This window comes from Rhodococcus sp. NPDC056506, from assembly GCF_042794945.1.
Lineage (GTDB): Bacteria > Actinomycetota > Actinomycetes > Mycobacteriales > Mycobacteriaceae > Rhodococcus_F.
In genome coordinates this window covers 213,093-227,052 of the sequence record NZ_JBHTSW010000004.1, presented here as the reverse complement: position 1 = coordinate 227,052, position 13,960 = coordinate 213,093, and the positions used below count along the sequence as shown (strand labels likewise).

At 63.1% G+C, this 13,960-nt stretch carries 12 protein-coding genes; 4 read left to right on the top strand and 8 right to left on the bottom strand.

Annotation, left to right across the window (positions count from 1 at the left end; all coding sequences use genetic code 11):
* Window position 1 precedes the first annotated feature (1 nt).
* The 5 genes from ACFQ6H_RS06515 to ACFQ6H_RS06495 form a co-directional block, all read right to left on the bottom strand.
* Window positions 2-1,219 (bottom strand): sensor histidine kinase, encoded by a 1,218-nt coding sequence (locus ACFQ6H_RS06515; protein WP_378532429.1) that lies wholly within the window; start codon window positions 1,217-1,219, stop codon window positions 2-4.
* On the bottom strand, window positions 1,216-1,602 hold the full coding sequence (locus ACFQ6H_RS06510) for an MmcQ/YjbR family DNA-binding protein (protein WP_378644778.1): 387 nt from the start codon (window positions 1,600-1,602) through the stop codon (window positions 1,216-1,218). Before ACFQ6H_RS06510 ends, ACFQ6H_RS06515 begins: the two co-directional genes overlap by 4 nt.
* A 4-nt stretch (window positions 1,603-1,606) precedes the next feature.
* Complete coding sequence (locus ACFQ6H_RS06505) at window positions 1,607-2,824, bottom strand: lipase family protein (protein ID WP_378644776.1); 1,218 nt, start codon at window positions 2,822-2,824, stop codon at window positions 1,607-1,609.
* Window positions 2,825-2,839: 15 nt separating this feature from the next.
* Complete coding sequence (locus ACFQ6H_RS06500) at window positions 2,840-4,483, bottom strand: Na+/H+ antiporter (RefSeq protein WP_378532423.1); 1,644 nt, start codon at window positions 4,481-4,483, stop codon at window positions 2,840-2,842.
* A gap of 122 nt (window positions 4,484-4,605) precedes the next feature.
* A complete protein-coding gene (locus tag ACFQ6H_RS06495; RefSeq protein WP_214884047.1) occupies window positions 4,606-4,797 on the bottom strand; it encodes an antitoxin in 192 nt (63 codons plus the stop codon).
* Between the two features lie 180 nt (window positions 4,798-4,977).
* Here ACFQ6H_RS06495 and ACFQ6H_RS06490 point away from each other — a divergent pair, with 180 nt between their 5' ends.
* Complete coding sequence (locus ACFQ6H_RS06490; RefSeq protein ID WP_378644774.1) at window positions 4,978-6,120, top strand: diguanylate cyclase domain-containing protein; 1,143 nt, start codon at window positions 4,978-4,980, stop codon at window positions 6,118-6,120.
* A 6-nt stretch (window positions 6,121-6,126) separates the two neighbouring features.
* Here ACFQ6H_RS06490 and ACFQ6H_RS06485 read toward each other — a convergent pair whose 3' ends face one another.
* Window positions 6,127-8,631 carry an HAD-IC family P-type ATPase gene (locus tag ACFQ6H_RS06485; protein ID WP_378532418.1) on the bottom strand — a complete coding sequence of 835 codons (2,505 nt, stop codon included), beginning with the start codon at window positions 8,629-8,631 and terminating at the stop codon, window positions 6,127-6,129.
* 137 nt (window positions 8,632-8,768) lie between these two features.
* On the opposite strand from ACFQ6H_RS06485, the gene ACFQ6H_RS06480 reads away from it, so the two are divergent.
* On the top strand, window positions 8,769-9,356 hold the full coding sequence (locus ACFQ6H_RS06480) for a hypothetical protein (RefSeq protein WP_378644772.1): 588 nt from the start codon (window positions 8,769-8,771) through the stop codon (window positions 9,354-9,356).
* Between the two features lie 35 nt (window positions 9,357-9,391).
* On the opposite strand, the gene ACFQ6H_RS06475 is transcribed toward ACFQ6H_RS06480, so the two are convergent.
* Window positions 9,392-10,507 (bottom strand): MBL fold metallo-hydrolase, encoded by a 1,116-nt coding sequence (locus ACFQ6H_RS06475; protein WP_378532416.1) that lies wholly within the window; start codon window positions 10,505-10,507, stop codon window positions 9,392-9,394.
* Window positions 10,508-10,569: 62 nt separating this feature from the next.
* A complete protein-coding gene (locus tag ACFQ6H_RS06470) occupies window positions 10,570-11,301 on the bottom strand; it encodes an enoyl-CoA hydratase (protein ID WP_378446313.1) in 732 nt (243 codons plus the stop codon).
* A 112-nt stretch (window positions 11,302-11,413) separates the two neighbouring features.
* Between ACFQ6H_RS06470 and ACFQ6H_RS06465 the strand changes: the two genes are divergently transcribed.
* Together ACFQ6H_RS06465 and ACFQ6H_RS06460 are read left to right on the top strand one after the other, a co-directional pair.
* Window positions 11,414-12,517 carry an NAD(P)-binding domain-containing protein gene (locus tag ACFQ6H_RS06465; protein ID WP_378543323.1) on the top strand — a complete coding sequence of 368 codons (1,104 nt, stop codon included), beginning with the start codon at window positions 11,414-11,416 and terminating at the stop codon, window positions 12,515-12,517.
* A complete protein-coding gene (locus tag ACFQ6H_RS06460; RefSeq protein WP_378543321.1) occupies window positions 12,514-13,956 on the top strand; it encodes a phospholipase D-like domain-containing protein in 1,443 nt (480 codons plus the stop codon). The genes ACFQ6H_RS06465 and ACFQ6H_RS06460 overlap by 4 nt, the downstream gene beginning before the upstream one ends.
* Window positions 13,957-13,960: the final 4 nt, after the last annotated feature.

Here is a 13,960-nt window from a genome sequence, read left to right as displayed (position 1 = left end):
ATCAGACGTGAATCCCCTGCTTGAACTTGGGAACACGCATACTGACCTTCGTTCCGGCGCCCGGCGCCGTCTCCACCACGAGTCCGTAGTCGTTTCCGAACGCGGCGCGAAGCCTGTCGTCGACGTTGGCCAATCCGACGTGAGCGGCTTCCCGCGCGCTGGGTCGTCCCGATCCCGACTCGATGGCGTCGAGTGAACCGGAGCGCAGTAGTTCGGGATCCATCCCCACTCCGTCGTCCTCGACGCTGATGATGCAGTCCGGTCCCTCGTCCGCGGCCACGATGCTGACAGTGCCGCCCTCCGGCTTACTCGAAATGCCGTGACGAACCGCGTTCTCGACCAGCGGCTGGAGTGCCAGGAAGGGAAGCACCACGTTGAGCACTTCGGGTGCAACCTGAAGGCGGACGTTCAGCGCCTCCCCGAATCGCGCGCGTTCGAGAGTCAGATACCGATCGATGTTGCGTAGCTCGTCGGCGAGCAGGGTGAACTCGCCCGCTGATCGAAACGAGTACCGGGTGAAGTCCGCGAACTCGAGAATCAGTTCTCTGGCACGCGCCGGGTCGGTCCGCACGAAGGACGCGACGGTGTTGAGCGCGTTGTAGATGAAGTGGGGACTGATCTGCGCGCGCAGAGCCCGCACTTCCGCTCGATCCAACAGGGCCCGGGACGCGTCGAGGTCGGCGAGTTCGATCTGGCTGCAGGCGTACCGAGCGACCTCGGTGACCGCTCCGAGCATCCCCGGCCACGGATCTTCGCTGGTGACGATTCCCATCACCCCGACTACGCCGATGTCCTCGATCAGCAGTGGTTGCGCAATCAGCGCTCGCACGCTGTGATCGCTCGATCCGCGCACCAGGTCTGCGTGGGTGACGAGCACCCGGCGCTCACCTTCGATCGCGCGAATGGCGGCGTCGTGGAACTGATCGGCCAACGCTTCGTGACGACCGTCCCAGGCAAGCAGATTTCCCGACGCGTCCGCCAGGCCCAAGCCGGAACCGCCGGTCAGCTCGCGTAGGTGAGGCGCCGCCTCCGCCGCCGAATCCTTGTCGAGTCCGCGCCGAAGTGGTCGCGCTGCAAGCGAAGCCGTATGGAGCGCCGCGTGGACGGCACGCTCGGTGGGGGTGGTCACCTCACGTCTCGTGCGCATCCACACCGCGGTCAGCGCCCCGGCCACCGCGAGAATCAGTACGCTCAGAAGCGCGACCACGGCCGGGCTCAACGCGAATCCTCGTCCAGTTTCCGGATCAGAGTTTTCGAAGCCACCGTGCGGTACGCATCTTCGACGACGTCGGCGACGTCGTTCCAAAATTTCTCGTCCCCGGTTTCGTCGGCGCTCGGCACGTCGAGGTACACGCCGATCCATCCGCGGCCACCCACGTACGGCGGGACGAAGAACCTCGACGGATCGCGTCTGACCCAATCTGCCTGCGCCCCAAGGGGTGCCGCGGCCCAGATCGCAACGCGATCGTCGTGGTGGTGATCCGCCATGGTGACGAACTGCGGCGCCTTGCGCACGAACCACGACGCTTCACCGTGGCTGACCCGCTCGGTTGCTTCCGGCAATGCCAGTGCAAGAGCGCGGATTCGCTCCAACGGCGTCATCTATTCACGACCCGCAGGTATTCGGCGCCGGCACACCTGCAAATCGATCCTTGACCCACGCAACAGCTCCCGGCACAGCGGCGCCGTCCGCGTGACCCTCGCCCGGCCGCGCGTGGAACTCGATGACGTCACCGTCGGCGCAGGCACGTTCCACCGCCGCCTCGGTCCACTCCGGACGGATGAGGTTGTCGTTTGTACCGACGACGACGTACATGGGACCACTCGCCCGTTGACGTGGGAGAGCAACGTCGCTGAGCCACGCGTGAATTCGATCCGCGTCCTCGGCGGTGGCGGGCCGGGTGTCGGCCGGTGTGACCTTTCCGACTAGGCCCAACTTTTCGGTCGCGCGAGAGGTCAGGCACGAGGTGAGTAGATCGTAGTTCTGCTCGAATGCTCCGCGCACGTAGTCGGTTCGTTCGAGTTCGGGATGGGTGAGTGAGAGTCCTTCGAGCACGTACGGGAGCAACAGCTGCTGTGGGAGAGACAGATTCACCTCGGAATCACTCGAGATGATCGGTGAGATATCCGCTGCCGGGGACAGGTTTGCCGCACCCACGAATTCGAGGCCGTCGCCGTACGTCTCGGCTTCCTCGGCTGCAGCCCAGGAGGCCTGTCCGCCTTGGGAAAGCCCCAGAGTCGCCCACCGAGTCGAGGTGTCCGGAACGACGTTGCGCGCCGCTCGAACCGCGTCGATGACGTTGAACGCCGCGGTGTCGGGTTGCAGGTAAGGATGCGGATCCGGAGTGCCGAGACCCTCGAAGTCGGAGACAGCGACAACGTATCCCGAGTCGAGGAACGGCGCGACCAGACCGATCGTGCCGAAAAGAGTCGGCGACGTCGACGGCGCACAGTCGTCCGAAATACCCGTCGTGCCATGGCCGATGGAAACGATCGGCCAGCCACCCTCCGGCGGAGTTCCAGGCGGCGTGAACACCGTTCCCGATACCTGAGTCTCCCGGCCGTCGATGCCGGAGGTGGAGCCGTAAAGGATCTTGACCGCACTCGCTCCGGACGCCGCCACTTCCGCTGTGCTGGTGAAAGGTTGACTGTCGAACACGACGCCGCGTTGAGCACTGTTCTCGACCGGCGGGGTGGTGGTGGTCTCGGTGTCGGTGACAGATATGTCAGGCGAGACATCCGATCCGCAGGCGACGCTCACGAGAAGTGCGCTCGCCACCAGTACTCCCCAGCCTGCGCGAACTCTCGAACTCCGAACCGTCATACGCAGTGTTCCCCTCTATTTGCCCGCGCTGCCTGCTCGGCGACGCCTGACACGTTCCTCGGCTGCGGCCTCTTCGATGTCGAGTCCTTCCAATACGGTACGCAATACCTCGTCGTCGAGATCGCCGTCGTCGCGTGCGGCGATCAGCGCAACTCGCTGCGAGCGCAGTGACTGATGCCGGAACTTGTCGAACAACGCTCCCGCGTTCCACAGGACAGCCTCGCGATCGGCGTCTTCGTCGACCTCCTGGAGTTGAAGCCTCGCCTGCATCGAACGCCGCACACGTTCGACGATTGCCTGCAGTTCCTTTCCGTCGATCCCCGGTGGAGGGTGCGCCGCAGCGTCGGCCAACGCCTTCTCACCGGCCTTGCGAGAAATGTTGCGTGCCAGCTCCATCTGTTCCTGCGTGCGCAACTGCTCGTAGGGATCCGCGACGTCGAGGCGGCGAATCATGAACGGCAGAGTCGAACCCTGAATCAGCAGGGTCCCGACAGCGACGATGAACGCGATCGCCTGGATGACGCCGCGTCCGGGGAACGGCTCGCCGGACGAGAGCGCAAACGGAATACCGCCGGCGGCAGCAAGAGTCACGACGCCGCGCATGCCCGCCCACGAGACCACCAGATTCTGTTTCCACGTCAGTTGATTCTCGCGATCGCGGCGCAGGGTTACACCGAATCGAACACGCGAGTAACTCAGGAACAGCCACAGAGGCCGAATCACGATGACCACGGCAAGGACTGCGAGACCGTATGCGAACACGTGAAGCACCGGAAGCCCGTCGGCGACAACATCGTCGATCACGAAGCTCAGTTGTAGACCCATGTATGCAAAGACGAACATCTCGAGAAGAGTGTCCAGACTCGACCACACCGAGCGCTCCTGCAGTCTCGTCATGATCGACGCATCCGTCGAATAGTGCCCGATCACCAAGCCTGCGACCACGACGGCCAGAACACCGGACGCGTGCAGTTCTTCGGCGGCCAGGTACGCAGCGAACGGGAGCACCAGCCCCAAGCCGGTTTCGAGTGGAGAGTCGTACATGCGGGCACGAACGAACTTGACGACAAACGCGAGCACCAAGCCGACGACGACGCCACCGATCACTTCGTACGCGAAAAACAGCAGGGGCGAATCTGTGGCAATTCGCGTTCCGGTCACTGCTGCGACGGCGACGGTGAAGAGCGTCAGCGCGGTGGCGTCGTTGACGAGCCCCTCGCCCGTCAGGATGGCGATGACCCGTTTCGGGAGCCCGAGTTTCTGACCGACCGCCACCGCGCTGACGGCGTCGGTAGGCGCGATCACGGCCCCGAGCACGAGGGCGGCGCCGATCGTGAACTCGGGCACCATCCATTCGGCGAAGAAGGCAACCACGAACGCCGTCACCAACACCATTCCGACGCCGAGACGCAGGATCGGTGCCAGGTTGCGTTTGAAGGTCGCCACCGAAAACTTCAGAGCGGCCGAGTAGAGCAGCGGCGGCAGGACCACACCGAGAATGACGTGGGGGTCGAGTTCGGGTCGCGGCATACCGGGTATGAACGATGCGACCGAACCTACCGTCACCAAAACCAGCGGGGCCTGCAGGTTTCGTCGATTGGACAGCCCGGTGACTGCAATGGCGGCAATGACGACCAGCAGAATCCAGGTGAAGTTCACGCGTTCATTCTGCCCGCCGACCCTGGGAGTTCACCCAGCGGACGCACAGAAGCCCGCAACCTTTTCGGTTACGGGCTCCTGAGCAACGGTGTTACCGAAAAACGGTATTGCCGAATCCGGTCTTACTGCTTTTCGGGAACAGCCTTCTTGGCGGCCTCGGCTGCCTTGTCGATCTTGTCGCCGTACTTGTTGCCGGTCTTGTCGTCAGCAATGTCGGCGACCTTGTCGATCGCGTCGTGAACTTTGTCGGAGTTCTCCGCTGCGAGCTCCTGGCCCTTTTCGACCAATCCCTTGACGTTGTCCAAGAAACCCATGTCCGTGTCCTCTCCCGGTGCTGACGCACATCCTTCGGCGGAATCGTTCCTCCGCGCCCTTCGATTCTCACAGGTCGACGGCCTCCGCGCCAGAAAGCAGGTCCGTGCTCACGATCCTCGCACTACTCGAGGTAGCGTTAACCCGCCAATAGCTGATTGACCGCCCATCGACATCGACAGGTGCCCGGTTTGAATGCAGGACTGCGCGGGACGGGGAGCGATCCCCACCCGACGCGTGAACTGCTGTCTCGGTGGTGGTCAGACCGTACCGATTACAGTTGGCTCCCCCGATTCCTCGACACCCGCGGGCTGACCGTTCCCGGGCGCAAATTGGTTGCGCTGTGGTGTTTCCTCTTCGCCCTGATCGCGGCGACGATGCAGTTGAGTCGCTTCGGTTCCGACACTGGCCTGGCGCGGTCGGTCCTCGCTGTCGGAAGCATCAGCGGGATCTACGCGGGTTGCCGTTGGGCACGAAACGAATCGTGGCCCACCTGGCGACAATCCGTGGCCTTTGTCGTCTGGGCCGACCTGTGGCTCGCCGTCACTCTTTTCTTCGCTGTCCGCACCGCTTTCGTCGGAACCATCGGCTGCATCCTGTTCATCATGATCGGTTTCTACGCGGCGATAGTTCACAGTCCACGCGTTGCCATCACGCACATCGGCTGGGCTCTTGCCGTCTGTACGACGCTGGCCGCCATGGCGATGTCCGAACCGGTCAACGACAACTGGGTGGTCGTGAATCTCTATCTGATGGTTGCCGGTGTGGTTTTCTCCACCGCCTGGATTCTGCAGATCGTCTGGCTGCGTCTGACCGACGACGCACGCAATGCCCACCGGGACTACCTCACCGCGACGCTCAATCGCCGCGGACTTCAAGACGAGGCACAGCATCTGCTGCGCAGTGATCGAACACAGGCGCTGATCGCACTTCTGATCGACGTCGACTCGTTCAAAAGCCTCAACGACACTCACGGCCACGTCGCGGGCGACGATGCGTTGACCGCTGTCGCCGACCGCCTCATCGCTGCCGCCGGACCCGATGCGGTGGTGGCGCGAATCGGTGGGGACGAGTTCGTCGTCCTGCGCGGAGTCGATCGAGGAGATATCGAACAGGTCGCCACCGAGATACATTCGGCGGTCTCGTCCGACTCCGATCCCTATCCCGTATCCGCCAGTACCGGCGTCAGTGTCTATCTGAGTCCCGAGACGGACTTACCGGATCGAGCTGTCAACGAACTGATCGAGCACGCAGACAATGCGATGTACCGGGCCAAGAAGCGCGGCGGCAATCGCATTGCCTGGGTGCAGATGTTCAGGCGCTGAAACTGTCTACTCGCTGTGCGCGTGGTGATGCTCGCCGGGTAAGTCGTCCGGCGTGGCGAACATCTTCCGTTTCTCCCCGTGCAGGCGTGCGCTGATCCACCACGAGAGTTCCACCAGTACAACACCGATCGCGCCGAGGGTGATCGCGAGCGTCGTAGCAGCGACGTTGCTCGGATCCAGTTTGAAGAACTCTCGGGTGAACGGCAGAGCGAACAGAATCAGATAACCGGCTACCGATCCACCGATCAGAACAAGCTTCCACCAGACGTACGGCCTGGCCACAACGGCCAGAACCCACACGGCGATCATGATCAACGTGATGAGCGCGCTGGTTCCGGCCTGGATCTTCTGGGTCTCCGTCTGGTCCGGACCTTGGTAGGCCAGCACGTAGGAGATGAACGTGGTGATGCCGATGATCAGACCTGACGGCAGCGCCAAGCGCATGACGCGGGAGACGAAACCGGTTCGCGCGCGCTCGTTGTTGGGTGCCAGAGACAAGATGAAGGCCGGGATACCGATCGTGAACCACGCTGCGATCGTGACGTGGCGGGGAAGGAACGGGTACGGCAGCGGTTCGAAGTCGAAGACCTGGGACAGGACGCCGGTGATGCCGATCAGGAACGCAAGCACCACCGAGTAGACGGTCTTGGTCAGGAACAGATTCGACACACGCTCGATGTTGCCGATCACTCGGCGGCCTTCCGCGACGACGTACGGAAGCGTCGCGAACTTGTTGTCCAGCAGCACGATCTGGGCCACGGCTCGCGTAGCCGGGCTGCCCGAACCCATCGAGACCCCGATGTCGGCGTCCTTGAGGGCGAGCACGTCGTTGACGCCGTCACCGGTCATCGCGACGGTATGTCCGCGAGACTGCAAGGCAGCGACCATTTCCCGCTTCTGATCCGGCCGCACGCGACCGAAGGTTGTTGCGCCGTCGAGAGTGTCCGCCAGCTTTTCCTGATCGCTGGGCAGCTCCCGCGCATCGATCGGACGGTCGCCACCTTCGAGTCCGAGTGACCCCGCAACGGCGCCGACGGAAACCGCGTTGTCGCCGGAAATGACCTTGACCGCCACCTTCTGACTGGCGAAGTACTCCAACGTCTCCTGTGCGTCCGGACGCACCTTCTGCTCGAGTACGACCAGCGCTTCGGGGGTGACAGTTCCCGGTGCGTCGGCGTCGTCGACGGGGAGGTCGCTGCTGCCGAGCATGAGGACACGAAGTCCGCTCGACCCCACCTCCTCGGCCTTGCGGGCCATTTCCGAGTCGGGATCGAGCAGAACGTCCGGGGCACCGAGTACCCAGTTACCGTGACTGCCGTACGACTGGCCGCTCCACTTCTTCGCCGAGGAGAACGGCGCCACCGCTGTCGCCTCGCCCCACCCGGAATCGTCGGAGAGCGACTCGCGAATCGCCAGGACACTCGCGTTGGGACGAGGGTCGGAAGCAGCCATCGCGCTCAGCGCCGACTTGACCGCAGCCTCCCCCGATCCGCCCGGTGCGACATCGACCTCGGACAGGCGCATGCCGTTCTCGGTCAGCGTTCCGGTCTTGTCTGCACACACCACGTCGACGCGGGCCAGACCCTCGATCGCCGGCAACTCCTGAACGAGGCACTGGCGCTTGCCCAATCGGATGACCCCGACCGCAAATGCGATGGAGGTCATCAGCACAAGACCTTCGGGAACCATGGGAACGAGAGCTGCCACCATGCCGTTGAGGGCCGGTCGGATCGGCAGGCCGATGGTGAAGAGCTGGTTGAAGATGATCAGCGCTCCCGCCGGAATCATCAGGTAGGTGATGAATTTCAGGATCTTGTCGATGCCGCTGCGCAGTTCGGAATGCACGAGGGTGAACTTGCTCGCCTCTTCGGCCAGCTTGGCCGCGTATGCATCGCCGCCGACCTTGGTGGCGCGGTATGCACCACTGCCCGCGGCAACAAAACTGCCCGACAACACTTGCTGGCCGCTCGCCTTGTGAACCGGATCGGCTTCACCCGTCAGGAGCGATTCGTCGACCTCGAGTGCGGCGGAACTGACCACCTCGCCGTCGACGACTATCTGGTCACCAGATCCGAGTTCGATAATGTCGTCGAGCACAACATCTTTGGGTGCCATTGCCACGGCGACGCCGTCACGCCTGACCATCGGCTTGGCCTGACTCACGATGGCCAGAGCGTCGAGCGTGCGCTTGGCGCGGATCTCCTGGATGATGCCGATGCCGCTGTTCGCGATGATCAACAACCCGAACATGCCGTCGATGATCGAGCCCGTCGCGAGCACGATCACCAACAACACGGTCAGGATCGCGTTGATGCGAGTGAAGACGTTGCCGCGAATGATGTCCTTGACCGAGCGGGACGCCCGGTCCGGCACGTCGTTGGTTTGCCCCGACGCGATCCGGGCCGCAACCTGATCGGCGGTCAAACCCCGGGCGACGTCGACGTCGTCCGGCAATCGCTCAGGGGCGACCGCCACTGCTGTCTCTTCTGAACTGGTGTGCTCGTGAGCCATGGTCAAAGATTACGCACCCGGAGCAACTAATCAGGGGCAGACTCGTGTGGCAATGGCTGCTACACGAAGATCACACCCGTGGGCCGCCGTTCTGCGATGCTGGTCGACACGAGCAGAGAAGACCAGCGAGGAACGGTATGAAGTACGTCTACAAAGGTCTCGACGAGGCGCTTCGGTGCGAACGGCCCGTCGACCTGCCGATTTCTCTCGACCTCAATCGGACCGACGACTTGGTTCTCTGGTTGTCGGCAGTGCGGGTCTACTCATTCGGGATGATGTTCGCGATTGATGCCCGCTACAAAGATCCGGCGCTCTCGCTGAGTCTCGGCTCTTTCGACGGGCGTCCCACGTTCACACATTTCAGCGCACCGCTACTCCTCGGTCTCGGTTTCGCCGACGGAACATCAGTGACCACCGCGCAGAAAACGCGGGGCCTTCTGTTGGAGTTGCGCTCGGCCGAAAGCCGCTCGGGCTCAGTGCGGGGTGAATACCTGCTGGTTCCGACACCTCCTGCCGGGCCGATCGAAGTCGCGACAGCATGGCCACAGCTGGGAATGGACGAGAAGGTCGTCACCCTCGACGGAGGAGTCATCGCCTCCGCGTGCGAAAGTGTCACGCAACTATGGGAACCGAAACGACAACCCAAACCTGACCTCACCAGTGAACAAGTGACGTACCAACCGCAGTATCAACGTGGAGGTTGGTTCGGACTCCGACTGGATTGAGGAAGGCGAGGGCGGCTTTCCAGCAACTGCCTCGGTCATCCCAGCGGTATCCACCACTTCGACGGAGGTGTGGGCGACAACGCGTCGATCCTGCCGCCCGGCATCGGAACCGACACGGTCGTGCCTGCCTCTGCGGCCGACTCGTTGAGGCGAATGATCGGCTCCGACCACGAGTGAAACGCGAGGTTGAAGGTCGCCCAGTGAATCGGGACGAATACACCGCGCGACCCGTCGCCCTTGTTGAGGTCGATGTGCGTCTGCACTGCCTCTTCGGGATTCATGTGAATGTCCGGCCAGCGCACGTCGTACGCGCCGACGGGGAGAAGCGTCAGATCGAAAGGCCCATAGGTTTCACCCAGCTGTTCGAAACGTGATGTGTATCCGCTGTCACCACCGAAGAACACCCGGTGCTTCGGACCGGCGAACACCCATGACGCCCACTGGGTCGTGTTCCGGACGAGACCGCGACCGGAGAAGTGACGAGCCTCGGTGCACGTGAGAACCAGCTCGTCGATTTTTGTCGACTCGTCCCAGTCCAATTCCACGATCCGGTTCTCGGGCACCTTCCAGTGCCGTAAGTGAGCACCGATACCGATCGGCACGACAAACGGAGCCGTCTGTGTGCGAGTCAGAGTCTTGACCGTCGCCATGTCGAGATGGTCGTAGTGATCATGCGAGATCACGATCGCATCTACCGCCGGCAGATCGGCCAAGGCCACCGGAGCGGGATGCATTCGTGCGGGACCCACTGTGGCCGAGGGTGATACGCGTTCGCTCCACACCGGATCGGCGAGAACACGGTATCCGTCGACCTCGACGAGAACGCTCGAATGGCCGTACCACGTCACCGCCGCGTCGCCCGCTACCGCCGGTGCCAGCGGAGTGGCCAACGGAATCGGCTGACGCGGCCGACCCGTCGACCCTCGCGTAGCCATCGACTTGAACATCCCGGCATCGGTGCCCGGGACCAACGTGCTGCTGGGCTCCGAATTGTGGAACTGCCGGTCCCGGTATCGCGGGGACATCGCCGCATACGGCTGCACCGTGTTCCGCGATGCCCCGATCTGCGTCGGGATTCCCCATGCGGCTCGCGCCACCCACCCTGTTGCCGCGGCAACTGCAGCAACTCCGAGAAGCGTCGTCTTCTTCATTCAGACGAGCGTAGCCACTATCTGCCCCGCGTGCGTGGCGCCTGAGTACCCTGCAACTGGCTTTACTTTCCCTTGAATACGGGAGGGCGGTTTTCGATGCGGGCGGCGCGGGCTTCCTGGACATCCTCGCTGAGCCAGGCGGCGTGAAGGGCGTCGAGTTGCTCGGGAGACTGCTCCTCCATGGTGCCGTCGTCGTTGAGGACCATCTTCATGTGCCGCAAGGACAGCGGTGCGAGATTCGCGATGCGGTGCGCCCACTCCTGGGCGTCGGCGAGGGTTCCGATCTTGTTGGCGAGGCCGCGGGTGAAGGCTTCCTCAGCGCCGATCTGCTCGATCCCGAGCAGGATGGTGCGCGCGGGACCGCCGCCGACCAGCGACGCGAGCCGGCGCATCGTCCACTTGTCCACCGAGACACCGAGGGTGGCTGCCGGGATTCCGAAGCGAGCGCTCGGTGCTACGACGCGCAGATCCGACGCGATGGCCAACTGCGTACCCGCGCCGATGGCCGGACCGTTGACGGCAGCGATGACCGGGATGGGCGCCGTGTCGATCGACCGAAGCATCTCGAACAGGCGGTCGGTGAAGCCCTCCATGTAGACGTCACCGGAGAGGTCTGCCCCTGCACAGAACGCCGATCCCTCACCGGTGATGACGACGACGTGCGCATGCTCGGCGACTGCCGCATTCATCGCGTCCCGTATCGCGATGCAGAGTTCCGCGCTGAGCGCATTACGACGCTCGTGACGCTGCAACTCGATGGTCACGACGTTGCCGTCACGGGAGAACCCGATCATGTCCGCTCTCTTTCGTTTCTGGAAGGCTCGACACAGGGATGTTCCGAGGCGCCGATACCGTCCGCATACTTCTCTGCAGCTAAGTTCTGTACATCAGGAGGTTAGATTACCGATGAGTACAGACGACCTTGCCGCACAGCAACCACACCCGGTTGACGTGGTGGTGATCGGCGCAGGACAGGCCGGACTCTCCGCCGCGTACTACCTGCGCAAGTTCGGAATCGCACCCGAATCGGGGTTCGTGGTGCTCGATCATGCGTCCGGTCCGGGCGGAGCGTGGCAGTTCCGTTGGCCGAGCCTGACACTGAGCACCGTCAACGGTGTGCATGACCTCCCGGGAATGTCTTTCGCGGAAACCACCGGGACCGACGCCCAACAGGTGCCTGCATCGGTGGCGGTCCCCCACTACTTCGAACTGTACGAAAAGCAATTCGAACTTCCCGTCCACCGCCCGGTACACACGCGAGTGGTGTGCCCGAGGGAAGAGCGACTGCGGATCGAGACCGACCACGGAGTGTTCGCGGCCCGAGGCTTGATCAACGCGACGGGAACCTGGGAGCGACCCTTCATTCCCCATTACCCTGGGGCCGATTCATTTCGTGGCCGACAGCTCCACACGAAGGACTATCGAACCGCCGCGGAGTTCGAAGGCAAACATGTTGTCGTGGTCGGCGGCGGGATCTCGGCCGTCCAACTGCTCGACGAGATCTCACGCGTCACGACCACCACCTGGGTGACGCGCCGCGAACCGGAGTTCCGCGACGAGCCGTTCACGCCGGACATCGGCCGCGCTGCGGTGGCCATGGTCGAGGATCGTGTACGACGCGGTCTGCCACCGGGATCCGTTGTTTCGGTCACCGGCCTCCCCGTAACGCCTGCCATTCGGGCAGCACGTGAGCGTGGTGTGATGAATCGACTCCCGATGTTCTCCGAAATCCTTCCGAACGGCGTGAAGTGGGCCGACGGCACCGCTATCGATGCCGATGTCATCTTGTGGTGCACCGGATTTCGTAGCTCGCTCGATCACCTGGCTCCGTTGCACCTACGAGGGCCGGGTGGCGGAATCCCGATGACAGGACGCCTCGCCACGCAGGTCGAAGCCGACCCTCGCGTGCACTTGGTGGGATACGGTCCGTCGTCTTCGACGATCGGAGCCAACCGCGCGGGCCAAGCGGCAGCTCGCGAACTGACGGCTTACCTGGGGATCGGCGAATGAACAGAATTCTTGTTCCGGGCGAAACCTGCTGGCGCATCGAGCCGGCAGACAATCTTGCCTGCATCGTCGACGCCGCTGACTACTTTCATCATGCGAAGTCCGCGATGTTGCAAGCCGAAAAGCGAATCATGTTGATCGGCTGGGACTTCGACACGCGTATCAAACTCGAACCAGGCAAGCAGACGCTCGACGGCCCCAACCGGTTGGGAATGTTCCTCCGCTGGCTGGTCCGCGAGAAACCCGACCTCGAAATCCTCGTACTCAAATGGAACATCGGGGCGTTCACCGCAATCGGCCGCGGTATGACTCCTGTCTTCGTGTCCAACTGGTTGACCGACGAGCGCCTTCGGTTCGAGATCGACGGCGCCCATCCGGTGGGCGCGGCGCACCATCAGAAGATCATCGTCATCGACGACGCCCTGGCGTTCTGCGGCGGCATCGACATGACTGTGGACCGCTGGGACACCTCGGATCACGTCGACCGAAACGATTACCGAATCACGCCGAGCGGAAGGCGTTACGGCCCTTGGCATGACGCGACCACGGCGGTCGACGGCAATGCGGCGGCGGCCATCGGCGAATTGGCGCGGGCACGCTGGAAATCCGCAACCGGCGAGGATCTCACACCGGTCGAGAGCACTGCGACTCCGTGGCCCGTCAATCTGGCGCCCACCTTGCGGGTTGTCGACGTAGCCGTCGCCAGAACATTGCCGGAGCTCGGCGAACGCACGGAGGTGCGTGAGATCGAGGCGCTGTATCTCGCGGCCATCGCCGGGGCCGAGCGCACGCTGTACATCGAAAGCCAGTACCTCGCCTCACGCACTCTGGCAGAGGCGATTGCCGCGCGCCTGCGTGAGGACGACGGACCGGAGATCGTTCTGGTCATTCCGCGCAACGCCGACGGTTGGCTGGAACAAAAGGCGATGGACGGGGCGCGCCACGACCTGTTGCATCTGCTGTGGGCCGCCGATATCCACAACCGATTCGGTGCATTTTATCCCGTGACCTCTTCTGGCGCACCTATTTACGTCCACGCCAAGGTTCTCGTGATGGACGATCGTCTCCTGCGAATCGGTTCGTCGAACCTCAACAACCGTTCGATGGGGTTCGATACGGAGTGTGACATCGCCGTCGAATCCGACGACGCCGCAGACGTCGAGTTGCGGGCCTCGATCATCGGTTTGAGGCGCCGTCTACTCAGCGAGCACCTCGACGTCACCGAGGAAGAAGTCGACGACGCATTGCGTGAGCGCTCACTGTTGTCGACGGTTCGCAGTCTTGCGTCTTCCAACGCTCGCAGTCTGCGCGAATTCGACCGGAACACAGTGGACGGCGAAGACCACGTGCTCGCTGAAAACGCGCTGATGGATCCCGAGCGCACGCCGCCCAGACTGAGCGACCGAATCGAGGGATTCCGTCGTCTCCTCGGTAAACGCTGAGACG